Source organism: Pseudomonas sp. BT-42-2, assembly GCF_025847435.2.
Taxonomy (GTDB): Bacteria; Pseudomonadota; Gammaproteobacteria; order Pseudomonadales; family Pseudomonadaceae; genus Aquipseudomonas; species Aquipseudomonas urmiensis.
On record NZ_JAOYTM010000014.1, the window covers coordinates 178,331 to 204,557 of the forward strand.

A 26,227-nucleotide genomic window follows, 5' to 3' on the forward strand; every position below is an offset into this window, starting at 1 on the left:
GCATGCCCGACATGCCGAGGGGCTTCAACGATGCACAGCCAACCCGCCGCACCGGCCCGCGATCCGGGCTTCGAAGACCGTACCTATCGCAAGGTGATCCTGCGTATCCTGCCAATTCTGCTGTTGTGCTACATGGCCGCCTACCTGGACCGGGTCAACATCGGTTTTGCCAAGCTGGACATGCTCAACGACCTGCAATTCAGCAACACCGTGTATGCCCTGGGCGCCAGCGTGTTCTTCTGGGGCTACTTCCTGTTCGAGGTGCCCAGCAACCTGTTGCTGCACCGCTACGGCGCGCGCTTCTGGATCGCCCGGATCATGGCGAGCTGGGCGATCATTTCCATGGCCGTGGCCTTCACCGTGCCGCTGGCGAAACTGTTCCACGTCGAGGCCAGCACCATGTTCTACGTGCTGCGCTTCTTGCTGGGTATCTGCGAGGCGGGGTTCTTCCCCGGCGTGATCCTCTACCTCAACTACTGGTTCCCGACCCAGCGCCAGAGCCGGGTGATGTCCGGTTTCCTGATGGCCATGCCGGTCAGCCTGACCTTGGGCGGGGTGCTCTCAGGGTGGTTGATGACCAGCCTCGATGGCTGGCACGGCATGGCCGGCTGGCAGTGGATGCTGCTGATCGAAGGCCTGCCTTCGGTGATCATGGCGGTGGTGGTGTTCACCTGCCTGTGTGACAACATCGACAAGGCCCATTGGCTGTCGGCTGACGAGAAGCAGTTGCTCAAGGCCAATCTGCAGCAAGACAACCAGGGCAAGGTCTCACGCCTGAGCGAGGTGTTCTTCAATCCGCGGGTGTGGCTGCTGGTGTTCATCCTGCTGACCTTCAACACCGGTTTCTATGGCCTGGCCTTCTGGATGCCGTCGATCATCAAGAGCGCCGGCATCACCAGCAGCTTCGATATCGGCTTGTTGACGGCCATTCCCTATGGCGTTGCGGTGATCGCCATGCTGCTCAATGCGCGCCACTCCAACCGCACCGGCGAGCGCCGCCTGCACGCGGCGATACCTGCGTTGATCGGCGGCTGCGGCTTGATCCTCAGCGCGTTTTTCTCCGATAACCTGGTGCTCTCGGTGGTGTTCCTCACTGTCGCGGCCTCCGGTGTGCTCAGCCTGATGCCGATCTTCTGGACCCTGCCGGGCACCCTGTTGTCGGGGGTTGCCGCTGCGGCGGGGATTGGCATGATCAACGCCATCGGCAACCTGTCCGGTTTCACCGGTTCGATGATCACGGCCGTGGCCGAGAACCTGACCGGCAACATCAACAACGGCACCTATGTGTTGGGCTTGTGCCTGTTCGTCAGTGCCGTGCTGATCCTGGCCATCCCGGCAAGCATGCTGGGGCGGCGTGAAGCCCCGAGCAATGCATCGCTGAAACTGGAGGCGGCATGAACCTTCAGGGCAAACGGGTGCTGATCACTGCCGCTGGCCAAGGCATTGGCCTGGCCAGCGCGCAGGCGTTCGCGGCCGCCGGGGCAGAGGTGTTCGGCAGCGATATTCGCATCGACAGCCTGCTCGATGAGCCAGGTATCCAGGCGCGGGTTCTGGATGTGACCTCGGCCTCGGCGATCGAGGCGCTGCGCGCCGAACTGGGCGATATCGACGTGCTGTTCAACTGCGCAGGTTTCGTGCACAGCGGTGGCATTCTGGACTGCGACGAAGCGGCCTGGGAGCGTTCGCTGGCGCTCAACGTCACCGCCATGTACCGGATGATCCGTGTGTTCCTGCCAGGTATGCAGCGCCGCGGTGGCGGTTCGATCATCAACATGGCGTCGGTGGTTTCCAGCGTCAAGGCGGTGCCCAATCGCGTCGCCTATGGCGCGAGCAAGGCGGCCGTGATCGGCCTGACCAAAGCCGTCGCCGCCGACCATGTCGCCGAGGGCATCCGCTGCAACGCGATCTGCCCGGGTACCGTCGACTCACCGTCGTTGCACCAGCGCATCGCGGCCCAGGCCCTGGCCCAAGGCCGCGATGCGCAGGAGGTCTACCGGCAATTCGTCAACCGCCAGCCCATGGGCCGGCTGGGCAGCGCCGAGGAGATCGCGCAATTGGCCGTGTACCTGGCCAGCGACGCGGCGGCCTACACCACCGGCGGTGTGCACCTGATCGACGGTGGCATGAGCTTGTGAATCCTTTGTATCGAGACAGGAGATACCCATGAAGTTGTTGCGTTATGGCGACAAAGGGGCCGAGCGTCCGGGCCTGCTGGACAGCGCAGGGCAGATTCGCGACCTCAGCCTGCATGTGGCGGATATCGCCGGTGCAGCACTGTCCAGCGACAGCCTGGCGCGCCTGGCCAGCCTGGATCCTGCCAGCCTGCCGTTGGTCCCTGGCACGCCGCGTATCGGCCCCTGCGTCGGGCAGATTGGCAAGTTCATCTGCATCGGCCTCAATTACGCCGACCATGCCGCTGAAGCCGGCATGGCCGTGCCCAGCGAGCCGATCATTTTCAACAAGTGGACCAGCGCGATCTGTGGCCCCAACGACGATGTGCAGATCCCACGAGGCTCGACCAAGACTGACTGGGAAGTGGAGCTGGGGGTAGTGATCGGCAAGGGCGGGCGCTATATCGACCAAGCCAATGCCCTGGAGCACGTCGCCGGTTACTGCGTGATCAACGACGTATCGGAGCGCGAATGGCAGCTTGAGCGCGGCGGTACCTGGGACAAGGGCAAAGGCTTCGACACGTTCGGACCGATTGGACCGTGGCTGGTGACCCGTGACGAGGTGCCCGATCCGCATGCGCTGGATCTCTGGCTGGAGGTCGACGGCAAGCGTTATCAGCGCGGCAACACCCGTACCTTGATCTTCGGTATTGCCCAGTTGATCGCCTACCTGAGCCGCTGCATGAGCCTGCAACCGGGTGATGTGATCTCCACTGGCACCCCGCCCGGAGTCGGCATGGGGATCAAGCCAACGCCGGTGTTCCTGCGTCCCGGGCAGGTCATGCACTTGGGCATTGAAGGCCTTGGCGAACAACGCCAGCTCACCGTACAGGCAGATTGAGAGTGAGCCGATGAAAGCTGAACTGTTGATGCTGGCGCCATTGCTGGCCGATTACCAGGCGCGCCTGGATGAGCGTTTCCAGCGGGTCTGCGCCTTTGATGAAGCCAGCCGGCGGGCATTGCTGAGCGAGCGCCCGGAGCGCTTCACCACGCTGGTGACCAATGGCGGCGAGGGCGTCCCGCCCTGGCTCATGCAGGCGCTGGTCAACCTGCGGCTGATTGCGGTCAATGGGGTGGGGGTGGACCGCATCGACCTTGAGCAGGCGCACGCGCGGGGCATCGCGATCGTCACCACCGACGATCTTCTCACCGATGCCGTGGCCGACCAGGCCGTGGCCCTGCTGCTGGCTCAACTGCGCCAGGTGTGCCTGGCCGATCGCTTCGTCAGGCAGGGGCAGTGGCCCTTGGGTGGTTTCCCGCTGCTGGGGACCAGCCTGCGCGGGCAGCGAGTTGGCATCATCGGTCTGGGGCGGATCGGCATGGCCATCGCCGAACGGCTGCAGCCCTTTGGCGTCGTGCTTGCCTACCACAACCGTCGGCCACGAGCCGCTTGTACGTTTGCCTATCACGCCGATCCACTGAGCCTGGCTGCGGCCTGCGATATCTTGGTGGTGGCTGCGGCTGGCGGTAGCGGCTCGCGTCACCTGGTCAATGCCCGGGTGTTGGAGGCCTTGGGGCCGAACGGGGTCATCGTCAACGTGGCCAGGGGCAGCGTGGTCGATGAAGCTGAACTGGTCGCTCGCTTGGCCGACGGCCGTCTGGCCGGCGCTGCGCTGGATGTGTTTGCCGATGAGCCGCAAGTGCCCGAGGCGTTGCTGGGCATGGACAACGTGGTACTCCAGCCGCATTTGGGCAGCGCCACCTTGCAGGCCCGCCAGGCCATGGCCGACTGCGTGGTGCGCGCGGTGATCTCAGCACACTGACGCCTCGCCCAACCACCGCAAAGGGGTTGGGCCAGCCGCGCTTACTGCTGCTGGAGAATCGATCCCAGCAAGCCCGGAAAACGCCCATCGAGCTCAGCGCTTCTGAGCGAATTCATATGCGTGGTGCCGACATTGCGCGTATGCACCAGCCCGGCATCGCGCAGCACACGAAAGTGATGGGACATGCTCGATTTGGGCCGCCCACCGTCCAACTCGCCACAGCTGGCCTCGGCCACAGCCGCCAGATGGCGGACGATTTCCAGGCGCACAGGGTCGCTCAAGGCGTAGAGCACGCGCTCCAGAATCAGGTCTTCAGGGTTGGGATGTTTATAGGCTCGCATGGCACACATGATAACGGGGGTTTCACAAATTGCCATAGTTCGAATATGATCGAACAATCGAATGCCAATTCAGCTTCTGGAGATTGTTCATGACCGCGCTGTTCCAACCCTACACCCTCAAGGACGTTACCCTACGCAATCGCATCGCCATTCCGCCGATGTGCCAGTACACCGCCGAGGACGGCATGATCAATGACTGGCACCACGTCCACCTGGCCAGCCTGGCCCGTGGCGGTGCAGGCCTGGTGGTGGTCGAGGCCACGGCAGTCGCACCGGAGGGGCGCATCACCCCCGGCTGCGCCGGTATCTGGAGCGACGCCCATGCGCAAGCCTTCGTGCCGGTGGTCAAGGCGATCAAGGCGGCAGGTGCGGTGCCAGGCATCCAGATCGCCCACGCCGGGCGCAAGGCCAGCGCCAATCGGCCTTGGGAAGGGGACGACCACATTGCTGCCGACGATGCGCGCGGCTGGCAGACCATCGCGCCCTCGGCCATCGCCTTCGGTGGCCACTTGCCGAAAGTGCCGCGTGAGATGACCCTGGCTGACATCGCCCGTGTCCAGCAAGACTTCGTCGATGCCGCCCGGCGCGCGCGAGACGCAGGCTTCGAGTGGATCGAGCTGCATTTTGCCCACGGTTACCTGGGCCAAAGCTTCTTCTCCGAGCATTCCAACCAACGCACCGACGCCTATGGCGGCAGCTTCGACAACCGCAGCCGCTTCCTTCTGGAAACCCTGGCTGCGGTGCGCGAAGTGTGGCCGGAGAACCTGCCACTGACGGCGCGTTTCGGTGTGCTGGAATATGACGGTCGCGACGAGCAGACCCTTGAGGAATCGATCGAGCTGGCCCGCCGCTTCAAGGCCGGTGGCCTGGATCTGCTCAGCGTCAGCGTCGGCTTCACCATTGCCGAGACCAACATCCCGTGGGGCCCGGCGTTCATGGGGCCGATTGCCGAGCGCGTGCGTCGTGAGGCAGATTTGCCGGTGACTTCAGCCTGGGGCTTTGGTACGCCGCAGCTGGCTGAGGGGGCGTTGCAGGCCGGTCAATTGGACCTGGTATCGGTAGGCCGGGCGCACCTGGCAGATCCGCACTGGGCATACTTTGCGGCCAAGGAACTGGGGGTCGACAAGGCCTCGTGGACCTTGCCAGCACCCTATGCGCATTGGCTTGAGCGCTATCGTTGAGCCCTAGCTGATTTGTAGTCAGTTACGGCGCTAACGCCGGGCAAGCCCGCTCCCACGGGATGTATTCGAACACCTCGTGGGAGCGGGCGGGTCCCGCGATGCTTTCAACGGGGCGTCGACGCAAACAACGCTCGCGCCTCGTCGAAGCATTGCTCGGCAATTGCCGACCGAGGCTCGCTGCGGCGCAATAGCAGGCCAACCGGGCTGAGCACACTGGCGTCGGTGATGGGGATGATGCGCATGTGTTCGCTCAAGTCTTCCAGGCCGCAATCGAGCGGCATCACCGCACAGCACACGCCGCTGGTGATGGCCTGGATCAGCTGGAAGGTGGAGTCGCTTTCCAGCACGGCCATCGGTTCCAGGCCGCGGCTGCGAAAGCTCAAGTCGAGCGATTGGCGGTAATGCATGCCCTTGCTCAACAGGCCCAACGGGATATCGCCGAGCTCCTCCCATCGCAAAGCACTGTGCTCGAGCTGGAAATGCCGGGTGTCGTGCAACAGGCCCATGGTGGTAGTGCCCAGTTCGATCACGTCGAAGAAGCTCGCGTTGACCTGGTCCAGATAGCAGATGCCCAGGTCCAGCTGGTTGCGGCTCAGGCCGTCGACGATCTGCTCGGAGGTGTGCGAGCTGAGCTGAAAGTGCAGTTCGGGGTATTTTTCGCGCAGCGGCAGCAGCAGGTGCATGGGGTTGAAGCTGGCCAGCGGCACGCTGCCCAGGCGCAGGCTGCCGACCACTTGGCCGCGACAGCTGGCCGCTTCGGCTTGCAGGCCGTCATGCGCCGCCAGCAGGGTGCGGGCCCAGGCCAGGATGCGCTCGCCGGCCTCGGTGAAACCTTCGAAGCGCTGGCCACGCTTGACCAGCACCAGGTCCAGTTCGTCTTCCAGGTTGCGCAGGCGCATGGACAGGGTCGGCTGGGTGATGTGGCACAGCGCCGCGGCCTGGCCGAAGTGGCGGGTCTGGTCGAGGGCGAGGAGAAACTTGAGCTGCTTGATATCCATGGGGCGGCCTGGCGGGCGGGAAACGGAGTTGTTTGACCTTAACCAAGTCTGCCGAGGCTGGCCAATCTTTAATGGTGACCGAATGATAGAGGCGGTTGATCGGCTGGTTCGCCATATCGATTGGACGCTGCCAAGGCTTGCCACTAGCGTGACGGCACTGCCAATTTCCAGAGGATGCCCAGGTGAGTGTAAAACCCGATGCGCAGTTCGTGCCGCTGAATATCGCCGTGCTGACCGTCAGCGATACCCGCAGCTTTGCCAACGACACCTCGGGCGAGCTGTTGGCCACCCGCTCGGTGCAGATTGGCCATCGTCTGGTCGAGCGGGTGTTGCTCAAGGACGACCTGTACAAGATCCGCGCCCAGGTCGCGACCTGGATCGCCGACGATCAGGTGCAGGTGGTGTTGATCACCGGCGGCACTGGATTTACCGGGCGCGACAGTACGCCGGAGGCGGTGGAATGTTTGCTGGACAAGCGTATCGATGGTTTCGGTGAGCTGTTCCGGGCGTTGTCGATCCTCGATATCGGCACCTCGACCGTGCAAAGCCGGGCGCTGGCCGGGTTGAGCAATGGCACCCTGGTGTGCTGCCTGCCGGGGTCGACGGGGGCGTGCCGTACCGCATGGGAGGGGATCTTGGCCGAGCAGTTGGATGCGCGCCATCGGCCGTGCAACTTTGTGCCGCATTTGAAGGCCGTGGGGTTGTGTGAAACGCGTGGATGAGTGAATGGGAATAGGGTGTCGCCCGTGCCGGCCCTATCGCGGGGCAAGCCCGCTCCCACGCAGTCGACATTTATCTTGGACATCTCGTGGGAGCGGGCTTGCCCCGCGATAGGGGCGCTCCTGCTGCTCAGCTCAGCACATGATCCACCGGCACCATCGCCGGTGGCAGCGGCTCATGCCCCAGCGCCGACAGCACATCGCGCTCGATCGTGCGCACCAGGGCATCGGTCGGCAGGTCGTTCTCATCGCGGCCAAACGGATCTTCCAGCTCGTTGCCAATCGCATCCAGGCCAAAGAAGGTGTAGCTGACGATGGTGGTGAACAGCGGCGCCAGCCAGCCCAGCGGTTCGGCCAGGGCAAACGGCAGCAACAAACAGAAGATGTAGATGGTTCGGTGCAGCAGCAAGGTGTAGGGGAAGGGCAGCGGCGTACCTTTGATCCGCTCGCAGGTCGCCTGGACCTCCGACAACCCGACCAGCCGCTGCTCAAGCAGGGTGTAGCGCCACTCACTGATCTGCTGGCGCTGCGCCAAGTCCGAACAGTGCTGGCCCAGCTCGCGCAGGATCCCATCACAGACATTGTGCGAACTGATCGCACTCGACTCGGCCAGCCATGGCCGCGCAGCACTGAGCGGATCTTCACTGCGCAGCCCGGCATTGAGTGCATGGGCAAAGCCACACAAGCTGCGCAGCAGCTCTGCACGCAGTCGCTGATCGGCAATTGCCGTGCTTTCGCGCACGAACGAGCGCATCTCGATGATCATCCTGCCCCAGGCCTTGCGCCCCTCCCACCAGCGGTCATAGCAGGCGTTGTTGCGAAAGCTCATGAAGATCGACAGCGACAGGCCAAGCAAGGTGAACGGCGTGGCGCTGACCGGCGAGAAGCGTTCCGGATAATGCCGCTCGACCAGCACGATCAGTGCAGCCAGCAAGGTCACCAGCAGGCAGCGCAAGGCGATGCGTTTGACGATCGAGCCCTTGAGGGTGAACAGCACACGCAGCACATCAGGGCGGGAGTGGACGATCATGGCAATCCAGAGGCGGCCGATCAGCCGCCGGTCATGTTCATGAAGCGCAGGATCTGTACCTCGCCGCCGACCTCGAAGTGGTGACGGTAAGGCTTGAGGTGCACGGCCTCACGGATGGCGTTCTCCAGTCGATGGCTATCACCCGGGTGGGCGCGCAGGATCTGCTTGAGGTCCATCGAATGCTCGTTGCCCAGGCACAGCAGCAAGCGCCCTTCGACGGTCAGGCGCACCCGATTGCAGGTGGCGCAGAAGTTGTGGCTGTGCGGCGAGATGAAACCGACCCGGGTTTGCGGCGCCTCGGCCAGGCGCCAGTAACGGGCCGGCCCTTGGGAGGACTCGGCCGATTCGATCAGGGTGAAGTGTTCGGCCAAAAGCTCGCGCACTTCGTCGCTGGAACAGTAGGATTCGCCGCGTTGATGCTCGCTGATCACCCCGAGCGGCATTTCTTCGATAAAGGAGATATCCAGCTCGCGGTCGATGGCAAAGCGCACCAGGTCGACGATTTCATCGTCATTGCGGCCCTTGAGCACCACGCAGTTGAGCTTGGTGCGGCGAAAGCCTGCCTGGCGTGCAGCGTCGATGCCGGCGATCACCTGGGCCAGGTCGCCGGTGCGGGTGAGTTGGCGGAAACGCGCGCTGTCGAGGCTGTCGAGGCTGATGTTCAGGCGGCTGACGCCGGCGTCGAACAAAGGCTGCGCGAGTCGGCCCAGTTGCGAGCCGTTGCTGGTCAGGCACAGCTCACGCAGGCCGGGCAGGGCAGCAATACGCGCGCACAGTTCGACGATGCCCTGGCGCACCAGTGGCTCGCCACCGGTCAGGCGGATCTTGCGGGTACCGAGGGCGACGAAACGCTCGGCCACTTGGTACAGCTCTTCGAGGCTGAGGATCTGCTGGCGCGGCAAGAACTGCATGTCTTCGGCCATGCAGTACACGCAACGGAAGTCGCAACGGTCGGTGACCGACATCCGCAGGTAGTCGATTCTTCGGTTGAAGCCGTCGATCAGGGCCTGGCCGTTGGGTTCCACATTCGCGCTCTGAGTAAGAGGGGGTTAGGTCCAAGCTATAACCTGCGCCGGGCTGCGTCAAATTGCTTTGCCCTCTCACATGATCAATCTCCTCTATCACTGCCGCAGGCCTCGATTGGCAAGGGCTGTAGGCCATGATCGACAGGGCTTATCGTGCTGTAAGACATTTCGATTGGACGCACCAGGGGCGGCCTTCTTAGGCTGGAAAAAACATCGGGCGACTCGATCCGGTGAACCATTCGATGCCCCGCGTGAGGATCTACCGCATGAGCCAAGACCAACACATCAGGGACTACAAGGGCCCGGCCGCCGGCTGGGGCGCGCTCAAGAGCGTGACCAAGAGCTGGCTGGGCAGTGAAAACGCCTTCAAGAACCTGCGGGCCATGCTCAAGACCAACCAGAATGGGGGCTTCGACTGCCCCGGCTGCGCCTGGGGCGAGTCGCCGGAAAGCGACATGGTCAAGTTCTGCGAAAACGGCGCCAAGGCGGTTAACTGGGAGGCCACCGGCCGCTCGGTGGACCCGGCGTTCTTCGCCAAGTACAGCGTCAGCGCCCTGGCCGAGCAGAGCGACTATTGGCTCGAATACCAAGGCCGCCTGACCCACCCGATGCGCTACGACGCCGCCACCGATCATTACGTAGAGACCAGCTGGGACGAGGCCTTCGCCCTGATCGCCAAGCACCTTAAAGCGCTCGCTTCGCCCGATGAAGCCGAGTTCTACACCTCAGGTCGGGCCAGCAACGAAGCGGCGTTTCTCTATCAGCTGTTCGTCCGCGCCTATGGCACCAACAACTTCCCCGACTGCTCGAACATGTGCCATGAAGCCAGTGGCGTGGGCATGGGCAGCACACTCGGGGTGGGCAAGGGCACGGTGGTGTTCCATGACCTGGAACTGGCCGATGCGATCTTCGTGATTGGCCAGAACCCTGGCACCAATCACCCGCGCATGCTCGAACCGCTGCGTGAGGCGGTCCGCCGGGGCGCGCAGGTGGTGTGTTTCAACCCGCTCAAGGAGCGCGGCCTGGAGCGCTTCCAGCACCCGCAGCACCCGTTCGAGATGCTCAGCAATGGCTCTGAACCAACCAATACCGCCTACTTCCGCCCAGCGCTGGGCGGTGACATGGCGGCCATGCGCGGCATCGCCAAGTTCCTTTTGCAGTGGGAGCGCGAGGCTCAGGCCAATGGCCAGCCGGCGGTGTTCGACCATGCCTTCATCGCCGAGCACACCGATGGTATCGACGACTACCTGGCGGCGGTCGATGCTACTTCCTGGGAGCATATCGTCGAGCAGTCTGGCCTGACCCTGGCCGAGATCGAGCTGGCTGCACGCATGTACCGCAAGGCTGAGCGGGTGATCATGTGCTGGGCCATGGGCGTTACCCAGCATCGCCACTCGGTGCCGACCGTGCAGGAGCTGGTCAACCTGCAACTGCTGCGCGGCAACGTCGGCAAGCCGGGGGCCGGCCTGTCGCCAGTGCGCGGCCACAGCAACGTGCAGGGCGACCGCACCATGGGCATCGACGAGAAGCCCAAGGCAGCGTTGCTCGACGCCCTGGAAAAACGCTTCCAGTTCAAGGTGCCGCGTGAGCATGGGCATAACGCCGTGCTGGCGATCCAGGCGATGGAGCAGGGCCGGGCCAAGGTGTTCATCGGCCTGGGTGGCAATTTCGCCCAAGCCACGCCGGATACCCCACGCACTCACGAGGCGCTGCGCAAGTGTGCGCTGACCGTGCAGATATCCACCAAGCTCAACCGCTCGCACCTGGTGACCGGGCGGGACGCGCTGATCCTGCCGTGCCTGGGCCGGACCGAGATCGACCTGCAAGCCAACGGCCCGCAAGGGGTGACGGTGGAAGACACCTTCAGCATGGTGCACATCTCCCACGGCCAGCTCAAAGCGCGCTCGCCGCACATGCGCTCGGAGCCGGCGATCATTGCCGGGATGGCCCAGGCGACCTTGGGCAAGCACCCGATCGACTGGGAGTACGCCATCGCCGACTACAGCCGGATCCGCAGCATGATCGCTGATGTGATCCCGGGCTTTGCCCACTTCAATCAGCGCCTCGAGCAACCCGGCGGCTTCCACCTGGGCAACAGTGCGGCCGAGCGCAACTGGCGCACCTCTACGGGCACCGCGCGCTTTACCGCCAGCGCCCTGCCTGAGCACCTGGTCAACGCCCAGGTGCTGGCGCGCGGGGATAAACCCGATCTGATCTTGCAGACCCTGCGCTCGCACGATCAGTACAACACCACGCTGTATGGCCTGGATGATCGCTATCGCGGGGTGTTTGGCCTGCGCGAAGTGGTGTTCGTCAACGAAGCCGACATCCGCCGCCTGGGCTTCGAGCCTGGCGAGCAGGTGGACATGGTTTCGCTGTGGGAAGACGGCCTTGAGCGACGGGTTAGCGGCTTTCGCCTGGTGGCGTTCGATGTGCCCGAGGGGCAGGCGGCGGCGTATTACCCGGAGACCAATCCGCTAGTGCCGTTGGAGAGCTATGGCGAAGGGACGTACACGCCGACCTCCAAGTTCGTGGCGATTCGTTTGGAGAAAGCCAGGCAGGGCAATCGGATCGGCCTGGTTGCTGCTGATTGATGGTGCCAATACCGGCCTCTTCGCGGGCATGTCGCAGCGGCGGTGCGCCGCTGCGACGTGCCCAGATTTCAGCGATGGACCGGATAAGCCGTGGTGTACTTCATCTGCTCCATGGCAAAACTCGAGGTGATGTTGGACAACCCATCGGTGCTGGTAATCAGCTTCTTGTAGAAGCGGTCATAGGCTGCGATATCGCCGACCACCACACGTAGCATGTAGTCCCAATCCCCCGACATGCGATAAAACTCCATCACCTCCTCGAAGCTGCTCACCGTCGCGGCAAACTGCTCGAGCCAGGCGCTGTCATGGCGTTGGGTCTTGAGCTGGACGAACACGGTCAGGCCCAGCCCCAGGCGCTCAGGGTCAAGCAGGGCGACGCGGCCACGGATGTAGCCTTCGTCTTCCAGGCGCTTGACCCGCTTCCAGCATGGGGTGGTGGTGAGGTTGACCGCTTCGGCCAAGTCCTTGAGGGAAATCGATGCGTCGCGCTGGAGCAGGGTGAGGATGTGCTGGTCGAAACTGTCCATATCGGCGGGCGGCTATCAGCAGAAAAATATCCTCCACATTAGCTCAGCCAGAGCATGCAGAAAACACCATCGGCTTATCCGCGCAAAGGAAATTCCCCGCTCGGCCATGACGCGTTGGATATGCGATAGTGGCGCACTTCACTTCTTTCCCAGTCAATGGACCCGACCATGTCCGACAAGCCGCGTAATTTCGCCACTCGCACCATTCATGCTGGCGAGCAATCCAGCGTTGCCGACAACGCCATCTTCCCGCCGATCTACACCGCCAGCTCGTACATCAAGCGCGGCCTGGACGATAACCCCGAGTACGCCTACAGCCGCGTCGCCAACCCGACCCGGCATGCCTATGAAACCTGCGTCGCCGCTCTGGAAGAAGGGGTTGGCGCGGTGGCGTGCGCCTCGGGTGTGAGCGCCACCGCCACAGTGCTGGAGCTGCTCTCCAAGGACGCTCACGTGGTGGTGATGAACGGCGTCTACGGCGGCACCTTCCGCCTGCTTGAAGACTACCGTGGGCGCACCTCGGGGCTGACCACCAGCTATGTCGACCTCAATGACCTGGAGGCCGTCGCCGCCGCAATCCTCCCAGAAACCCAGCTGATCTGGATCGAGTCGCCCACCAACCCGCTGCTGCACCTGGTCGATATCCAGGCGGTGTGCACGCTGGCCCGCGAGCGCGGCATTCTGACCTGCATCGACAACACCTTCTGCTCGCCCTGGAACCAGCAGCCAATCACCTTGGGCGTGGACTTGGTCATGCATTCGGCGAGCAAGTACATTGGCGGCCACTCCGACCTGACCGGTGGCGTGGTGGTTGCCGCCAACCAGGAGCTGCTCGGGCGCCTGCGCAAGATCAGCATGGCGGTGGGCGCAATCCAGGGGCCGTTCGATTGCTACCTGGCCCTGCGCGGGCTGAAGACCCTCGATGTACGTATGGAGCGCCAGAGCGCCAACGCCCTGCGTGTAGCGCAGTTCCTCGAGGCGCATCCGCAGGTCGAACAGGTGTATTACCCAGGCCTTGAGAGCCATCCGCAACACGCGTTGAGCAAGCGCCAGATGCGCACCGGTGGTGCGGTGGTGGCCATGCGCATCAAGGGTGATCGGGCGGCGGTCAATCGCCTGGTCGAAGCGCTGTCGATCTTTGTCCTGGCCGACTCCCTGGGTGGGGTGGAAAGCATGATCAACCACTCCTGGAGCATGTCGCACAACTCCCTGAGCCCTGAGCAGAAAGGGCTGATGGGGATCGGCGAAAACCTGCTGCGGCTGTCGGTGGGGATCGAGGATTACCGGGATCTGATCGAGGATCTGGATGTGGCTCTGAAGGCGTCTGCGTAAGCGCCTGACAGAGCCATCGCCGGGCAAGCCCGCTGCCACGTCGAACTCGTCGCGAGTAGTAGGTGGCAGCAGGAGTGCCCGGCGATGTTTGGTTGTGCCCGGGTCAGGATTTGGGCGGATGGATAATTCGTTCGATCTTGTCCTTGATCAGCAACCTTTCCTTGCGTAGCCGGTTGACGGCCTCGTCTGCGGTGCCGTTGCCCTCGGCGGCCACCACCTCTTTGTCCTTGCCGTTGTATTCCTTGTGCAGCTTGTGCAGTGCCGGGTCCTTGTCGATCAGGGCCTGGAAGGCATCAGCAGTAATGTGCAAGTCAGCGAGCAGATCATGCGGTACGGGCATTTCTTCACCTCTGTTCAGGGTTAGCGAAAGGTGTTGAACCCTGAGGATAGTCGCCTTTGCCGCGCGGGGGGAGTGGGGTAGGCTGTCGCTTCTGCCCGCGAACCGGAAACCCCTGCCATGCCGCACTTGAACCTGGAATACAGCGATAACCTGCCTGAACTGAAGGTCGATGTACTGCTGTTGCGCCTTAACAATGCGTTGTTGGCCAGCGGCCAATTTGCCGATGAGCTGGATATCAAGAGTCGTGCCCAGGCCTTCGCCAACTACCAGGTAGGCACCGCGCTGGCCGCGCGAGCGTTTGCCCATGTGCGCCTGGCGATCCTCAGCGGGCGCACCGAAGCGGTCAAGAAACAACTGAGCGCGCATCTGCTGGAGGTGCTGCGCGAGACCATCCCGGCGCAGCCCGGCCTGGATATCCAGTTGTGCGTAGAAGTGCTGGATATCGAGCGTGAGCCGTATGCCAAACTTCGTCTGCCCGGCTGAATGCCCGCTGAATGAACTTGATTTAATCGATTAAAAGGCGCCTGGCGATTGTTTGTTGGCGTCTTTTTCACAAAAAATTGATGGCACGCTTTCCACAATTCGGCCACTTCCCAGGCGCCCGCTCGGCGCACTGGCCGATAATCCATCTCGATTGCGGACATCATGCTCAAGCTCAAGAACCTGCGGACCGAATGGGTCACGCTGCTGGCCAGCCTTTACCTGTTGATCGGCTTCAACGGCCTGCTCTGGGGGCATTTACAATCGGTAGTGCCGCCCGGTGTGGTGGGGCTTTGGCTGCTCCTGGCGTTTGCCGTACTGATGTTCTTTGCGTTCAATCTGGTGCTGACACTGGTTGCCTTTCGATATGTATTGAAACCGGTGTTGATGCTGTTGTTTATCAGCGGCGCGGCAGTGGCCTACTTCATGAATCAATATGGCGTGCTTATTGATGCAGGCATGTTTCGCAATGTCGCTGAAACCAATATCACTGAAGTACGCGATCTGCTCTCGTTGAAGTTTGCCTTGTCTATTCTTCTGCTGGGCGTATTGCCGTCCTTGCTGGTGTACAAGGCCCCGATTGCCTACCGCCCCTGGCACCGGGAGTTGTTTGGCAAGCTATTGGTCAGTGGTGCCTGCGCGGTGGCCTTGGGCTCGGTGGCGCTGGTCAATTATCAAGGCCTGGCCTCGCTGTTTCGCAATCACCACGAAATCCGCCTGATGCTCACCCCAAGCAACATCGTCGGGGCCTCGTTCAGTTATGCCAGCGAGCGCCTGGGCAGCGCTGCCCAGCCCTTTGCGCACTATGGCCAAGACGCCCGGCGCGATGCGGCCTGGCAACGCCATCAACGCAAGTCGCTGACAGTGCTGGTGGTTGGCGAAAGTGCGCGGGCGGAGAACTTCGGGGTATTGGGCTACGCCCGCGACACCACCCCGCGCCTGAGCAAGGAACCAGGCTTGCTGGCATTCGCCGATGTGCATTCGTGCGGCACCGAAACCGCGGTCTCGGTGCCGTGCATGTTCTCCGGCATGCCGCGCAAGGACTACGACGCCAGCGTTGCCCGCAATCGCGAAGGCTTGCTGGATATCCTCCAGCGTGCCGGCCTGAGCGTGCAATGGCGAGACAACCAATCGGGCTGCAAGGGCACCTGTGACCGGGTGCAGTTCGTCGATGTCAGCAACCTCAAGGATCCGGCCCTGTGCGCCAATGGCGAATGCCATGACGAGATCCTCTTGCAGGGTCTCACGCAACTGCTCGACAACCTTGATCAGGACACCGTGCTGGTCCTGCATCAGATGGGCAGCCACGGCCCTGACTACTACAAACGCTACCCACAGGCTTTCCAGCGCTTCACCCCGGTCTGCCAGAGCAATGCCCTGAACCAGTGCGATCAACAGGCCATCGTCAACAGCTACGACAACACCCTGGGCTATACCGATCAGGTCCTGGCTTCGCTGATCGATATCCTGCGCAGCCGCCAGGGCCAGGTCGACACCGCTATGATCTATCTCTCCGACCACGGCGAGTCGCTGGGCGAATACAACCTTTATCTGCATGGCACGCCGTACATGCTGGCGCCAGAGCAACAACGTCATGTGCCGATGCTGGCGTGGTTCTCCGACAGCTACCGGGAGGATTTCGCCCTCGATACCGATTGCCTGGCGCGCCTGCGTGACGCGCCGTTGAGCCAGGACAACCTGTTCCATTCGATGCTCGGCCTGTTGCAGGTGCACACCGAGGTCTACCAGCAGGCGCTGGACCTGTTCGCTGGCTGCCGGCCCTGGCTGGCGGCAGGTCGCTGAGCACGCCCAGGATGGGCGCGATGGTCGCCAGGTTTCGCGTGCAGAGCCCACGGCGTATATACTGCGCGCCAATGATTGTGGGAGAGCCTCGTGGCCATCGAAATACACTGGATCTGTGACGACCAAAGCCTGGCCGAGCACTGCCGGACCTGGCGCGAACTGCCCTTCGTAGCGCTCGATACCGAATTCATGCGGGTCGACACCTTTTATCCGAAAGCCGGCCTGCTGCAGATCGGCGATGGCAACAAGGCCTTTCTGATCGATCCGTTGCTGATCGGCAACTGGCAGCCGCTGGCCGAGTTGCTCGAAGACAGCGCTGTGGTCAAGGTCGTGCACGCCTGTAGCGAAGACCTCGAAGTGCTGCTGCGCCTGACCGGCAAGCTGCCCCAACCGTTGTTCGACACGCAACTGGCCGCGGCCTATCTGAACATTGGCTTCTCGATGGGCTATTCGCGCCTGGTGCAGGAGGTGCTCGGGCTCGACCTGCCCAAGGGCGAGACGCGCTCCGACTGGTTGCAGCGCCCACTGTCGGAAACTCAGGTCAGCTACGCCGCCGAAGATGCCGTGCACCTGGCTGAGTTGTTCCGCAAACTGCGCCCGAAACTGTCGGACGACAAATACGCCTGGGTGCTGGAAGACGGCGCCGAGCTGGTCGCGCAGATGCGCCGCGAGGTTGAACCCGAGACCCTCTACCGCGACGTCAAGCTGGCCTGGAAACTGTCGCGCCAGCAACTGGCGGTGCTGCGTGAGCTGTGCGCCTGGCGCGAGCGCGAGGCGCGTAGCCGCGACCTGCCGCGCAACCGCGTGCTGCGTGAGCATTCGCTGTGGCCGATGGCCAAGACCCAGCCCGACAACCTCTCGGCGTTGGCCAAGATCGATGACATGCACCCGCGTACCATCCGCCAGGACGGCGAGTTCCTGCTCAAGCTGATCAAGCAGGCCGGCAGCGTGCCCGCCGAGCAGTACCCGCAAGCCTTGCCCGAACCCCTGCCGATCGAAGCCTCTGGCATCCTCAAGCGCCTGCGTGCGGTTGGCCAGGCCGAAGGCGAGCGGTTGGGCATCGCCCCCGAGCTGATGCTGCGCAAAAAGACCCTCGAAGCCCTGCTCAAGAGCGGCTACCCCAAGGGTCCCTATCAATTGCCTGATTCGCTGCGCGGCTGGCGTCGCGAGCGGATGGGCCAGGCCCTGCTGGATGATCTGGCAGGTGCCGGAGAAGCCTGATGAAACGTATCTGTTCGATCTACAAAAGCCCGCGCAAGAACGAAATGTACCTCTACGTGCTCAAGGCCGATGGCCTGGAGCGTGTTCCCGACGGCCTGCTGCCGTTTTTCGGCGCCCCGATCCACGCCTTCGACCTGGTGCTCAGCCCAGAGCGCAAGCTGGCCCGCGAGGATATCGCCAAGGTGCTCGAGAACCTTGAGAGTCAGGGTTATCACTTGCAGATGCCGCCCGCTGAAGACGAGTACATCGAGCACCTGCCCGAAGAGCTGCTGCGCCGCAACGACCCGGTCTGATTGCGGCCCGCAGCTAACCCTCTGCCAAGCGGCCCGCCAGTCGGGCCGCATTTAGTTGTCTGCCAAGGTTGTTTTTCAAGATGCGCGTTCTGATCGCTGAACAGGATCATGCCAACTACGCTCGCCTGTTGGCCGAAGCGGCCCCGGACCTGCAGGTGGTGACCAGCGGGGACTCCGCCGAACTGGCCCGCCTGGCGCCCGACAGCCCAGTGTGGCTGGGGCAGCCTGACCTGCTCGCCAGCCTGCTGCGCCAGGGCCACAAGCCGCAATGGGTGCAATCGACCTGGGCCGGTATCACCCCGTTGTTGGCTGACGGCCTGCCACGTGATTACCGCCTGACCCGCGCCGTGGGGATTTTTGGCCAGGTCATGGCCGAATACATGCTGACCTACATGCTCGGCCATGAGCGCGATGTGCTGTCGCGGCTGGTCAGCCAGGTCGAGCGGCGTTGGGACGACCGCCCAGGGCGCACCTTGGAGGGGCGTCAGGTGCTGATCGTCGGGACCGGTGATATCGGTCAACGTGTTGCCGAGTTCCTGCTGCCATTTGGCGTGGTCTTGCGCGGCGTTGCCAGCAGTGCCCGGGAGCAGGCGCCGTTCGTTGAAGTGGCGGGGTTGGATCAGTTACCGCGCATGGTCGAACAAGCGGACTATGTGCTTAACCTGCTGCCCGATACACCCGCGACCCATGATCTGTACGACGCTGCGCTGTTCAAGCGCTTCAAGCCCAGCGCCCTGTTCATCAACGCCGGGCGCGGGGTGGCGGTGGTCGATGGCGACCTGGTCGAGGCGCTCAAGGAAGGGCATCTGGCAGGCGCGGTGATCGATGTCTGCCGTCAGGAGCCGTTGCCCCAGCGCCACCCGTTCTGGACCGCCTGGGGCTTGCTGTTGACCGGGCACAGCTCGGCGCCCACCTCGCCAGCGGCGATGGTGCGTTTGTTCGTCGACAATGCACGGGCGTATGCGGCGGGGCAGGGCTTACGTGGGGAAGTGGATTTTCTGCGCGGGTACTGAACTTGATTGCTCCTCATCGCGGGGCAAGCCCGCTCCCACGCTCGTATGAGCTGCGCCCCAGATGTTGGACACCCATCCATCATCTGGGGCGTAGCTCAGTATCTCGTGGGAGCGGGCTTGCCCCGCGATGAGGCCGGCACAGGCGATAAACCTATTACAAGCTGAAATCACCCTCAGCCGCCAACTCGCTCAACGGCCGGCGCGGGCTCGGCACTTCGCGCGCCTGTAGCGCCTCGGCCAGGGTGGCCTTGTCGCCCAGCTTGCCGATCGCAACCATGGCATGCAGGTCATAGCCCTCGGGGATCTTCAGCTCCTTGCGCGCCAGCTCCTGGTCGAACCCGGCCATGCCGTGGGTGTGCCAGCCACTGATGCTCGCTTGCAGGGCCAAGTGGCCCCAGGCGGAACCGGTGTCGAAGGTGTGCCACAGCGCCGGTTTGTCATCGAAGCTGGTCTTGGAGATGATCAGCACCAATGCCGAAGCCTGCTGCGCCCAGCTGCGGTTGAACGGCACCAGCAGTTCCAGGTAGCGCTCCCAGCTGGGGGTGTCGCGCCGCGCATAAAGGAAGCGCCATGGCTGTGAGTTGTACGCCGACGGTGCCCAGCGCGCGGCTTCCAGGAAGCTCAGCAGAGTGTCTTCGCTGATCGGCTCGGCGGTAAACGCGCGCGGCGACCAGCGGTTGATGAACTGCTCGTTGATGGCGTAATCGGCAATGCGGGGATTGGCGCTCATGGTGGCTCCTGCAAGGTAGGGAAAGACCAGAAGCGCACGCTACTGCGTCCAGCAGGTACTGACAAGCGGTCTGGCTTTGCCCAAGGCCAGGCTCTAGACTGGCGCCGCCGCGCGCCGTGAATGAAGAATCAATGCAGGAAACCGTGTGATGATGCCGCAAACCGCGCCCTTCTGGCGGCGCAAGACCCTCGAACAGCTCGATGCGCAGGAGTGGGAATCGCTCTGTGACGGCTGCGGCATGTGCTGCCTGCAAAAGCTCGAGGATGAGGACGACAACAGCGTCTACTACACGCGTATCGCCTGCAAGCTTCTCGATCTCGACAGCTGCCAGTGCAGCGACTATCCCAACCGCTTTGCCCAGGTGCCTGACTGCATCCAGCTCACCCCCGGCAAGGCCGATCAGTTCAAATGGTTGCCGGCCACCTGCGGTTATCGTCTGGTCAGTGAAGGCAAGGACCTGCCCGCCTGGCACCACCTGGTCTGCGGTGACCGCAAGCAGGTGCATGAGCAGCGTATCTCCCAGTCTGGACGTATGCTCAGTGAGAACGATGTGGAAGAAGACGATTGGGAAGACCACCTGATTTTCCGCGCCGGCTGAGCCCCGGTCTTTCGCCTCTGCTGAACAAGGAGTTTCTGTATGCGTCGCCCTCTGCTGTTGGTCCTGGGTCTTGCAGCCTGTACGCCGGCCTGGGCCAAGAAGGTCGATCTGGATTACCAGGTGCGATTGCTGCCATCGACCAGCCAGGCCGAGGTGCGCCTGACCCTGGCTGACGGCAGTGCGGTGCGCAGCCTGGACTTCGACCTGGGCAAGACGGGCGCCTACAGCGAGTTTCACGCCGACGGCCAATGGCAGCAGCAGGGCGAGCGCGGGGTATGGCGCCCGGCGCCCGGCAAGACCAGCCTCAGCTACCGCGTGCAACTCGACCAGAAACCCCACGGTGGCGCCTATGAAAGCCGCATCACCCCGCACTGGGCAGTGTTTCGTGGCGATCAGCTGGTGCCCCCGGCGCGCCTCGACCAGCAGGACGGCACCGAACTGGTCGCACGCCTGGCTTTTGAATTGCCGGCGGGCTGGAAGAGTGTAGAAACTGCCTGGCCGCGCATCGGCAAGCAGAAATTCCGTATCGATAACGTCTCGCGGCTGTTTGACCGTCCCACCGGTTGGATGCTGGCTGGCAACCTCGGCAGCCGGCGGGCGCGCCTGGGCGAAACCGACGTGACCGTGGCGGCGCCGCAAGGGCAGGGCATGCGCCGCATGGATACCCTGACGTTACTGACGTTCGTTTGGCCGCAGGTGCAGGCGGTATTCCCACGTAATCCGCCCAAGCTGTTGTTGGTCGGCGCGCGTGATGAGATGTGGCGCGGCGTACTGACCGGACGCAATTCGCTGTTCCTGCACAGTAACCGGCCGTTGATCGGTGACAGCGGCAATAGCCCGCTGCTGCGTGAGCTGGTGCAGTTGTTCGCGCAGATCAATGACCGCGATGGCAGCGACTGGATCGGTGAGAGCCTGACCGATTACTACGCCAACGAATTGCTGCGTCGCGCTGGAGGCGTCAGTGATGACCGCTATCAGGCCTGGCAGGCGCGCCTGCAAAAGCTAGGCAGCAAAGTCACCCGCCTGCGCGGCGACCAGGCCGACCCTGGTCAGGTCGCGCGGGGCGTGCAGCTGTTGCAGGCGCTGGACCGCGAGATCCGCCTGCACACCCAGAACAAGCGCTCGCTGGATGATGTCGCACGGGCGCTGATGCGCGTGCCCAGCGTCAACACCGAAGAGTTCATCCAGCTCAGCGAAAGCGTGCTGGGTCGCCAATCCGAAGTGCTGCAAAGCAAGCTCCTGCGCTGACGCCTTTCTCTGAAAACCTGCGCTAAACCTGTGCGAGCGGGCTTGCCCCCCGATAGCAACCACCGGTCCGCCGCTGCGGTTAAATTTTCGCCGCAGGATCCGTCCCAGTCACCGTCACCCCGCGCGTCGCTGCTTCGGCACTGGCCCTGAGCACCTCAAGCTCTGCCGCGCTGCGCTGAATGTCGCCACGCAGGCGCTGATACTCCTGGCGATGGCTCAACCACCAGGCCTTGGTCGAGCAGTGCCCGCTGATCCCGCGCGCCAGCGCCAAGCCTCCGACCGCCACCTGCAACAGGCCGATCAGGCCACCATGGCGCAGGCCTTTGCCGATCATCAATGCACCACCCGCCAGCGAACTGGCGCGTTCCAGGCCGTGGACGTTGTGATCTTTGCTTACTGAAGGGGAATGGATGTCGAGCATGACTAACTCTCCGTGGGAAGTGTAAGCAGCTGACCCTTCCCTTTGCAGTGCCGTTCATTTGGTGTGCTGGACGGCAGGTCAGTCAGCGTTCGCGCCGGGCTTATTGCGCGACAAGGCCGCTCCTACAGGTCCGGTCGAACCCGATTGGCCATTGCAGGGTTGGCGCAGGAGCAGGCTTGCCCCGCGATGAGGCCAGCCCTGCTTACTTGAATTTGGGCCCGGAGCGCGTATTGAGGCCCTTGGCCAAGCGGTCATACAGCACCACATTGACCGTCGCCGCCAAGTTCATGCAGCCCTCGGTGGGGATGTAGATGGTCTCTTCGCACCACGCCCGCACGCTCTCATCGAGGGTGCCGTCTTCAGGCCCGAAGATGTAGATGGCGCGATCCGGGTGGGTGTACTCAGGCAGCGGCCGGGCACCCTCGACCAGCTCCACCGCCACCGGCGTGCAGCCCAGGGGAATGATGCGCTGCAGGTCATCGATTCCGATCAGCGGAATGTCGTAGTGCACCCGCTTGGTATCGGTGACGAAATCGCGCGCGCGCTCATAGCGTTTGCCGGTGTAGAACACTGAGTTGACGCCGTAGCAACCCGCTGCGCGCATCACCGAGCCGACGTTCTCCGGGGACTTGGGATTGAACAGGCCGATGCAGCTGTACCGTTTGTTTGCCACGTGCCGGGGCCCTTCGCAAAAAAGACGCAATTATACGGGCTTGCCGGCAGTGATGGGGATCAGTCTTTCTTCAGCAGGCCGGCCAAACCGGCGAACGGGTTGTGGGTGGCCTTGGCGATGCTCGGCGTGCTGGTCGAGCCTTCGCTGAAGTACTGTTGGTCGGTGTAGCGCGAGTGCTCGTTGTCGTGGCAATACAGGCACAACAGTTCCCAGTTCGAGCCATCTTGGGGGTTGTTGTCGTGGTTATGGTCACGATGGTGCACGGTCAGCTCCGACAGGCGTTTGCCGGAGAACTCACGGGCGCAGCGGCCGCAGACATGGGGATACATCTTCAGGGCCTTGTCGCGGTAGCCCATTTCCTTGTCGCGCTTGGCGTCGGCAAGGATGCGGTCGAGGCGGGCGGTAGCCGATAGGGTGGAACTCATGGTGTTACCTTTATTGTATTCAGGCGAATGACGGTTATATCCTTGAGTCTAGCGCGCCTGCGGGCCACGCGGACAGGCAAAAACCTGCAGATGGGCGTAGCCTGTAGAAAGATTCCCGACAGGAGGTTGCAGATGTTGCATGCGATCCTCGCCGCATTGATCGTGGTTGCCGCGCCCTTGGCGCACGCCGCTGGCCAGCAGCCCCGGATCACCACGCCGGTGCCTGGCGCACCGGGCACCGCCACGCCCACGCCTTATCCACAGATCACCCCGAGCGCACCGCCCAAAGCCTACGACCGCCAGCCCGGTGCACCGCTGCTGCCGCCGATACCCGTGCCCGGGCCACCGCGCGATCAGCCGCTGCCGGTCCTTTCGCAAGAGCCGCCGCGGCCACCGGCCAAGGACGATTAGACCTGGGCCAGGCGCTGGCCGTCTTGCATGCGCAAGCGCTTCGATAGCGCCACAGCCAGTGCGCGGATGATCCGCGCAGCGATGCGTGGCGCTTCGTTGAGCATCTTTTCCAACGAGTCCTTGCCCAGGGTCAGCAGTTGGCATTCGCTGGCCGCTACGCAACTGGCCGAGCGGCGCTCACCGTCGAGCACGGCCATTTCGCCAAACGCGCCGCGGCGCAGCACGGCGATTTCCACCGCCTGGCCGCTGCCATCGGTCTTGCGCACCGAGACTTGGCCGCGGTGCAGGATGCACATGAAGGTACCGGCGTCGCCTTCCTGGAAAATCGTCTCGCCGGCACTCATATGGGTCAGGCTGAAGTAGCCGGCCACGGTGTGGAAGTCGGTTGGTTGCAGGGCGTCGAACAGGCCGCAGTCCATGAGCATGTCGCGGATTTCGGCATTGAGCTGGGAGACGTCTGGCATGTGTTGTTCTTCTGTCTGGGACGGTGGATCGTTGGTTCGCGTCTTTCAAGCGCAGTTTTTGTCGCCAGTGCTGGCCTCTTCGCGGGCAAGCCCGCTCCCACAGGAATCGTGCAGACCCCTATCAATTGTGTGATCGACTCGGCCCATGTGGGAGCGGGCTTGCCCGCGAAGAGGCCAGCACTGGCGACGCAAAACCGGCAAGACAAATCCACCTTAAGACAACAAGAAAACCGATTTACACCACGCCCAGCTCATTGAAGACGAACGCATACTCCAACGCCACGTCCTTGAGCCCTTGGTACCGGCCGCTCATGCCGCCGTGACCCGCGCCCATCTCAGTCTTGAGCAGCAGCAGGTTGTCGTCGGTCTTGCGCGTACGCAAGCGCGCGACCCACTTGGCTGCTTCCCAGTACTGCACGCGGCTGTCGTTGTAACCGGCCACCACCAGCATGGCAGGATAGGCCTGGGCCTTGACGTTCTCGTAGGGCGCATAAGCCCTGATCCGTGCGTAAACCTGCGGCTCCTCGGGGTTGCCCCACTCGTCGTACTCGGTCACGGTCAGCGGCAACTCAGGGTCGAGCATGGTGTTGAGCACGTCGACGAACGGCACTTCGGCAATCGCGCAACGGAAGAGATCCGGACGCTGGTTGAGTACCGCGCCAATCAGCAGGCCGCCGGCGCTGCCGCCGCTGATCGCCAGGCGTTCGCGGCCGGTGACGCCCTCGGCGATCAGGTGTTCGGCGCAGGCGATGAAGTCATCGAAGCTGTTCTGCTTGTGTTGCTGCTTGCCCGCCCGGTACCAGGCCTCGCCCAGCTCGCCGCCGCCACGCACATGGGCGATGGCAAAGGCCACGCCGCGTTCGAGCAAGCTCAGCCGGGCGTGGGAGAACCATGGGTCGAGGCTTTCGCCATAGGCGCCATAGCCGTACAGATAGAGCGGCACTGTCTTGTCCAGATCCTCGCGGCGGCGGACCAGGCTGATCGGCACCTGCGTGCCATCCTTGGCGGTCGCCCACAAGCGCTGGCTGACGTAGGCGTCGGCATCGAACGCGCCAAGCACTGGCGTCTCTTTGAGCACCTGCTGAGCACCACTGGCCAGCTCCAGTTGGCGCATCTGGGCTGGGCGGTTGAGCGCTTCGTACCGCAGGCGAATGCGGCTGCTGGAAAACTCCAGGCTGTCTTGCACATACAGGCTGTAGGCCGCATCCGGCAGCTCCACGCGGTATGTCGGCAAACCTTGCGGGCGCACTTCGATGATCGGCAGGCCACCTTCGCGCAGGCTCAGCGCCAGCGCGCTGGCATTGAGGCTCAGGCCTTCGAGCATGATCGTCTCACGGTGCGCCACCAGCACCTGCCACTGCGCGCGGCTTGGCACCTGCTCGGCAGGGGCGTGGAACAGGGCGAAGTTGATCCCGTCCTGGTTGCTGCGAATGAACCAGCGCCACTGGCCATCGAGCTGGCCGTGATCGGGGTAGTACTCGTGATTTTCCTCACGTGGCGCCAGGCAGGTGAAGTCGGCCTGTGGGGTGCTGGCGTCGAGCACCCAGGCCTCGCTGGTGGTCTTGCTGTTGAGCAGCAGGATCAGCTGGCGCTCGGAGCTGGCGCGGTAGCAGTGCAGGAAGAACCGTCCATCGGCTTCCTCGAACACGGTCTGCGCGTCAGCCTCGCCCAAGGTAAAGCGGCGCAGGCGCCAAGGGCGGTGGGTGTCGTCCAGTTCAGCGAAGAACAGCGTCTGGCTATCGTTGGCCCAGGTCATGCTGCCGTCGCAGTCGTCGAAGGGCAGGGTGGTGATGCTGCCGCTGGCCAGGTCCTTGACATACAGCGTGTAGGTTTCTTCGCCGTTGGTATCGAGGCTGTAGGCCAGCAGGCGGTGGTCGGGGCTGACATTGAACGCGCCCAGTGCCAGGAAGCCGCCAGCGGCCAGGGCGTTGGGGTCGAGCAGCAATTGTTCGCGGCTTTCATCGACCGTGTTGGAGTCGTCGGCCGGGCGCGGGCAGCGGTAGTGGCGTGGGTATTCGTCGCCGGCGGTGGTGCGCGTGTAATACAGCCAAGGGCCCCAGGGCGAGGGCAATGACAGGTCGGTTTCCTTGATGCGGCCCTTGATCTCTTCGAACAGTTGCTCGCGCAGCGGCTCCTGGTCGGCCAGGCAGGCCTCCTGGTAGGCGTTTTCGGCGTGCAGGTAGGCCAGTACCTCGGGGGTGTCGCGCTCTTGCAGCCAGGCGTAGGGGTCGGCGCCTGGGGCCTGATGGGCGATTGGAGCTTTAGCGGTGGCTGGCATGAATGATCTCTTGGTGTGCTGTTGCGGGCTTTGCCGGCCCTATCGCGGGGCAAGCCCGCTCCCACGCTGGCAGTGTTCAATCAAACAGCACCTGGGAGCGGGCTTGCCCCGCGATAGGGGCGCCTAGGCCCAAATGTGTTTATCATAG

28 protein-coding genes are annotated in these 26,227 nt (G+C 63.3%); 16 read left to right on the forward strand and 12 right to left on the reverse strand.

Annotation, left to right across the window (positions count from 1 at the left end; translation table 11 throughout):
* The first annotated feature begins 30 nt into the window (after positions 1-30).
* The 4 genes from OIU19_RS18200 to OIU19_RS18215 are packed head-to-tail and all read left to right on the forward strand — an operon-like array spanning position 31 to position 3,934.
* Positions 31-1,398, forward strand: coding sequence for an MFS transporter (locus OIU19_RS18200; protein WP_368973090.1), 1,368 nt, complete (start codon positions 31-33; stop codon positions 1,396-1,398).
* On the forward strand, positions 1,395-2,135 hold the full coding sequence (locus OIU19_RS18205; RefSeq protein ID WP_264236179.1) for an SDR family oxidoreductase: 741 nt from the start codon (positions 1,395-1,397) through the stop codon (positions 2,133-2,135). Before OIU19_RS18200 ends, OIU19_RS18205 begins: the two co-directional genes overlap by 4 nt.
* Before the next feature lie 28 nt (positions 2,136-2,163).
* Positions 2,164-3,012 carry an ureidoglycolate lyase gene (locus tag OIU19_RS18210; RefSeq protein ID WP_264236180.1) on the forward strand — a complete coding sequence of 283 codons (849 nt, stop codon included), beginning with the start codon at positions 2,164-2,166 and terminating at the stop codon, positions 3,010-3,012.
* Positions 3,013-3,022: 10 nt separating this feature from the next.
* On the forward strand, positions 3,023-3,934 hold the full coding sequence (locus tag OIU19_RS18215; RefSeq protein WP_264236181.1) for a 2-hydroxyacid dehydrogenase: 912 nt from the start codon (positions 3,023-3,025) through the stop codon (positions 3,932-3,934).
* 41 nt (positions 3,935-3,975) lie between these two features.
* Here OIU19_RS18215 and OIU19_RS18220 read toward each other — a convergent pair whose 3' ends face one another.
* On the reverse strand, positions 3,976-4,311 hold the full coding sequence (locus OIU19_RS18220; protein WP_186555479.1) for a helix-turn-helix transcriptional regulator: 336 nt from the start codon (positions 4,309-4,311) through the stop codon (positions 3,976-3,978).
* Positions 4,312-4,364: 53 nt separating this feature from the next.
* On the opposite strand from OIU19_RS18220, the gene xenA reads away from it, so the two are divergent.
* Positions 4,365-5,456, forward strand: a complete 1,092-nt coding sequence (gene xenA / locus OIU19_RS18225) for a xenobiotic reductase XenA (RefSeq protein ID WP_264236182.1) — start codon at positions 4,365-4,367, stop codon at positions 5,454-5,456.
* A 104-nt stretch (positions 5,457-5,560) separates the two neighbouring features.
* Here xenA and OIU19_RS18230 read toward each other — a convergent pair whose 3' ends face one another.
* Positions 5,561-6,454: a LysR family transcriptional regulator gene (locus OIU19_RS18230; RefSeq protein WP_264236183.1), complete on the reverse strand. Its 894-nt coding sequence runs from the start codon at positions 6,452-6,454 to the stop codon at positions 5,561-5,563.
* 182 nt (positions 6,455-6,636) lie between these two features.
* Between OIU19_RS18230 and moaB the strand changes: the two genes are divergently transcribed.
* Entirely contained in the window at positions 6,637-7,176 is a 540-nt protein-coding gene (gene moaB, locus OIU19_RS18235; RefSeq protein WP_186555311.1) for a molybdenum cofactor biosynthesis protein B, read from the forward strand.
* Positions 7,177-7,303: 127 nt separating this feature from the next.
* On the opposite strand, the gene OIU19_RS18240 is transcribed toward moaB, so the two are convergent.
* Both OIU19_RS18240 and moaA read right to left on the reverse strand, forming a co-directional pair.
* The gene (locus OIU19_RS18240) at positions 7,304-8,203 is read right to left on the reverse strand and encodes a bestrophin family protein (RefSeq protein WP_264236184.1); all 900 of its coding nucleotides are present in this window, start codon (positions 8,201-8,203) and stop codon (positions 7,304-7,306) included.
* Between the two features lie 20 nt (positions 8,204-8,223).
* Complete coding sequence (moaA, locus tag OIU19_RS18245; RefSeq protein WP_264236185.1) at positions 8,224-9,228, reverse strand: GTP 3',8-cyclase MoaA; 1,005 nt, start codon at positions 9,226-9,228, stop codon at positions 8,224-8,226.
* Between the two features lie 266 nt (positions 9,229-9,494).
* Here moaA and OIU19_RS18250 point away from each other — a divergent pair, with 266 nt between their 5' ends.
* The gene (locus tag OIU19_RS18250) at positions 9,495-11,822 is read left to right on the forward strand and encodes an FdhF/YdeP family oxidoreductase (protein WP_264236186.1); all 2,328 of its coding nucleotides are present in this window, start codon (positions 9,495-9,497) and stop codon (positions 11,820-11,822) included.
* A 68-nt stretch (positions 11,823-11,890) separates the two neighbouring features.
* On the opposite strand, the gene OIU19_RS18255 is transcribed toward OIU19_RS18250, so the two are convergent.
* Positions 11,891-12,349: an Lrp/AsnC family transcriptional regulator gene (locus OIU19_RS18255; protein WP_186555307.1), complete on the reverse strand. Its 459-nt coding sequence runs from the start codon at positions 12,347-12,349 to the stop codon at positions 11,891-11,893.
* A 156-nt stretch (positions 12,350-12,505) separates the two neighbouring features.
* Here OIU19_RS18255 and OIU19_RS18260 point away from each other — a divergent pair, with 156 nt between their 5' ends.
* Positions 12,506-13,681, forward strand: coding sequence for a PLP-dependent aspartate aminotransferase family protein (locus tag OIU19_RS18260; RefSeq protein WP_264236187.1), 1,176 nt, complete (start codon positions 12,506-12,508; stop codon positions 13,679-13,681).
* A 103-nt stretch (positions 13,682-13,784) separates the two neighbouring features.
* Here the strand turns inward: OIU19_RS18260 and OIU19_RS18265 are convergent, their stop codons facing one another.
* On the reverse strand, positions 13,785-14,021 hold the full coding sequence (locus tag OIU19_RS18265; protein ID WP_186555305.1) for a YdcH family protein: 237 nt from the start codon (positions 14,019-14,021) through the stop codon (positions 13,785-13,787).
* A 117-nt stretch (positions 14,022-14,138) separates the two neighbouring features.
* On the opposite strand from OIU19_RS18265, the gene OIU19_RS18270 reads away from it, so the two are divergent.
* From OIU19_RS18270 to OIU19_RS18290, 5 genes are all read left to right on the forward strand, one after another.
* Positions 14,139-14,504 (forward strand): 5-carboxymethyl-2-hydroxymuconate Delta-isomerase, encoded by a 366-nt coding sequence (locus OIU19_RS18270; RefSeq protein ID WP_264236188.1) that lies wholly within the window; start codon positions 14,139-14,141, stop codon positions 14,502-14,504.
* A gap of 162 nt (positions 14,505-14,666) precedes the next feature.
* Positions 14,667-16,304, forward strand: coding sequence for a phosphoethanolamine transferase (locus OIU19_RS18275; RefSeq protein WP_264236189.1), 1,638 nt, complete (start codon positions 14,667-14,669; stop codon positions 16,302-16,304).
* 90 nt (positions 16,305-16,394) lie between these two features.
* Entirely contained in the window at positions 16,395-17,525 is a 1,131-nt protein-coding gene (rnd, locus tag OIU19_RS18280; protein ID WP_264236190.1) for a ribonuclease D, read from the forward strand.
* Complete coding sequence (locus OIU19_RS18285; RefSeq protein ID WP_264236191.1) at positions 17,525-17,818, forward strand: YcgL domain-containing protein; 294 nt, start codon at positions 17,525-17,527, stop codon at positions 17,816-17,818. The genes rnd and OIU19_RS18285 overlap by 1 nt, the downstream gene beginning before the upstream one ends.
* Before the next feature lie 80 nt (positions 17,819-17,898).
* Positions 17,899-18,831, forward strand: coding sequence for a D-2-hydroxyacid dehydrogenase (locus tag OIU19_RS18290; protein ID WP_264236192.1), 933 nt, complete (start codon positions 17,899-17,901; stop codon positions 18,829-18,831).
* A 154-nt stretch (positions 18,832-18,985) separates the two neighbouring features.
* On the opposite strand, the gene OIU19_RS18295 is transcribed toward OIU19_RS18290, so the two are convergent.
* On the reverse strand, positions 18,986-19,561 hold the full coding sequence (locus OIU19_RS18295; protein WP_264236193.1) for a nitroreductase family protein: 576 nt from the start codon (positions 19,559-19,561) through the stop codon (positions 18,986-18,988).
* Positions 19,562-19,709: 148 nt separating this feature from the next.
* On the opposite strand from OIU19_RS18295, the gene OIU19_RS18300 reads away from it, so the two are divergent.
* On the forward strand, positions 19,710-20,159 hold the full coding sequence (locus tag OIU19_RS18300) for a YcgN family cysteine cluster protein (RefSeq protein ID WP_264236194.1): 450 nt from the start codon (positions 19,710-19,712) through the stop codon (positions 20,157-20,159).
* A gap of 39 nt (positions 20,160-20,198) precedes the next feature.
* A complete protein-coding gene (locus tag OIU19_RS18305; RefSeq protein WP_264236195.1) occupies positions 20,199-21,407 on the forward strand; it encodes a hypothetical protein in 1,209 nt (402 codons plus the stop codon).
* Positions 21,408-21,486: 79 nt separating this feature from the next.
* Here the strand turns inward: OIU19_RS18305 and OIU19_RS18310 are convergent, their stop codons facing one another.
* The 3 genes from OIU19_RS18310 to OIU19_RS18320 all read right to left on the reverse strand — a co-directional run bounded on the left by OIU19_RS18310 (position 21,487) and on the right by OIU19_RS18320 (position 22,926).
* Positions 21,487-21,828: a DUF2892 domain-containing protein gene (locus OIU19_RS18310; RefSeq protein WP_264236196.1), complete on the reverse strand. Its 342-nt coding sequence runs from the start codon at positions 21,826-21,828 to the stop codon at positions 21,487-21,489.
* Between the two features lie 202 nt (positions 21,829-22,030).
* Positions 22,031-22,501: an RNA methyltransferase gene (locus tag OIU19_RS18315; protein ID WP_186555290.1), complete on the reverse strand. Its 471-nt coding sequence runs from the start codon at positions 22,499-22,501 to the stop codon at positions 22,031-22,033.
* A 59-nt stretch (positions 22,502-22,560) separates the two neighbouring features.
* Positions 22,561-22,926 (reverse strand): YajD family HNH nuclease, encoded by a 366-nt coding sequence (locus OIU19_RS18320; protein ID WP_186555289.1) that lies wholly within the window; start codon positions 22,924-22,926, stop codon positions 22,561-22,563.
* 132 nt (positions 22,927-23,058) lie between these two features.
* Here OIU19_RS18320 and OIU19_RS18325 point away from each other — a divergent pair, with 132 nt between their 5' ends.
* Positions 23,059-23,337, forward strand: a complete 279-nt coding sequence (locus OIU19_RS18325) for a hypothetical protein (protein WP_264236197.1) — start codon at positions 23,059-23,061, stop codon at positions 23,335-23,337.
* Here the strand turns inward: OIU19_RS18325 and OIU19_RS18330 are convergent.
* On the reverse strand, positions 23,334-23,801 hold the full coding sequence (locus OIU19_RS18330; RefSeq protein ID WP_264236198.1) for a cyclic nucleotide-binding domain-containing protein: 468 nt from the start codon (positions 23,799-23,801) through the stop codon (positions 23,334-23,336). The genes OIU19_RS18325 and OIU19_RS18330 overlap by 4 nt on opposite strands.
* A gap of 235 nt (positions 23,802-24,036) precedes the next feature.
* Positions 24,037-26,079, reverse strand: a complete 2,043-nt coding sequence (locus tag OIU19_RS18335; protein WP_264236199.1) for a S9 family peptidase — start codon at positions 26,077-26,079, stop codon at positions 24,037-24,039.
* Positions 26,080-26,227: the final 148 nt, after the last annotated feature.

Coding starts and splice junctions, on each gene's coding strand:
- OIU19_RS18200 (WP_368973090.1), top strand. CDS start 31: ATGCACAGCCAACCCGCCGCACCGGCCCGCGATCCGGGCTTCGAAGAC.
- OIU19_RS18205 (WP_264236179.1), top strand. CDS start 1,395: ATGAACCTTCAGGGCAAACGGGTGCTGATCACTGCCGCTGGCCAAGGC.
- OIU19_RS18210 (WP_264236180.1), top strand. CDS start 2,164: ATGAAGTTGTTGCGTTATGGCGACAAAGGGGCCGAGCGTCCGGGCCTG.
- OIU19_RS18215 (WP_264236181.1), top strand. CDS start 3,023: ATGAAAGCTGAACTGTTGATGCTGGCGCCATTGCTGGCCGATTACCAG.
- OIU19_RS18220 (WP_186555479.1), bottom strand. CDS start 4,311: ATGGCAATTTGTGAAACCCCCGTTATCATGTGTGCCATGCGAGCCTAT.
- xenA (WP_264236182.1), top strand. CDS start 4,365: ATGACCGCGCTGTTCCAACCCTACACCCTCAAGGACGTTACCCTACGC.
- OIU19_RS18230 (WP_264236183.1), bottom strand. CDS start 6,454: ATGGATATCAAGCAGCTCAAGTTTCTCCTCGCCCTCGACCAGACCCGC.
- OIU19_RS18240 (WP_264236184.1), bottom strand. CDS start 8,203: ATGATCGTCCACTCCCGCCCTGATGTGCTGCGTGTGCTGTTCACCCTC.
- OIU19_RS18250 (WP_264236186.1), top strand. CDS start 9,495: ATGAGCCAAGACCAACACATCAGGGACTACAAGGGCCCGGCCGCCGGC.
- OIU19_RS18255 (WP_186555307.1), bottom strand. CDS start 12,349: ATGGACAGTTTCGACCAGCACATCCTCACCCTGCTCCAGCGCGACGCA.
- OIU19_RS18260 (WP_264236187.1), top strand. CDS start 12,506: ATGGACCCGACCATGTCCGACAAGCCGCGTAATTTCGCCACTCGCACC.
- OIU19_RS18265 (WP_186555305.1), bottom strand. CDS start 14,021: ATGCCCGTACCGCATGATCTGCTCGCTGACTTGCACATTACTGCTGAT.
- OIU19_RS18270 (WP_264236188.1), top strand. CDS start 14,139: ATGCCGCACTTGAACCTGGAATACAGCGATAACCTGCCTGAACTGAAG.
- OIU19_RS18275 (WP_264236189.1), top strand. CDS start 14,667: ATGCTCAAGCTCAAGAACCTGCGGACCGAATGGGTCACGCTGCTGGCC.
- OIU19_RS18285 (WP_264236191.1), top strand. CDS start 17,525: ATGAAACGTATCTGTTCGATCTACAAAAGCCCGCGCAAGAACGAAATG.
- OIU19_RS18290 (WP_264236192.1), top strand. CDS start 17,899: ATGCGCGTTCTGATCGCTGAACAGGATCATGCCAACTACGCTCGCCTG.
- OIU19_RS18295 (WP_264236193.1), bottom strand. CDS start 19,561: ATGAGCGCCAATCCCCGCATTGCCGATTACGCCATCAACGAGCAGTTC.
- OIU19_RS18300 (WP_264236194.1), top strand. CDS start 19,710: ATGATGCCGCAAACCGCGCCCTTCTGGCGGCGCAAGACCCTCGAACAG.
- OIU19_RS18305 (WP_264236195.1), top strand. CDS start 20,199: ATGCGTCGCCCTCTGCTGTTGGTCCTGGGTCTTGCAGCCTGTACGCCG.
- OIU19_RS18310 (WP_264236196.1), bottom strand. CDS start 21,828: ATGCTCGACATCCATTCCCCTTCAGTAAGCAAAGATCACAACGTCCAC.
- OIU19_RS18320 (WP_186555289.1), bottom strand. CDS start 22,926: ATGAGTTCCACCCTATCGGCTACCGCCCGCCTCGACCGCATCCTTGCC.
- OIU19_RS18325 (WP_264236197.1), top strand. CDS start 23,059: ATGTTGCATGCGATCCTCGCCGCATTGATCGTGGTTGCCGCGCCCTTG.
- OIU19_RS18330 (WP_264236198.1), bottom strand. CDS start 23,801: ATGCCAGACGTCTCCCAGCTCAATGCCGAAATCCGCGACATGCTCATG.
- OIU19_RS18335 (WP_264236199.1), bottom strand. CDS start 26,079: ATGCCAGCCACCGCTAAAGCTCCAATCGCCCATCAGGCCCCAGGCGCC.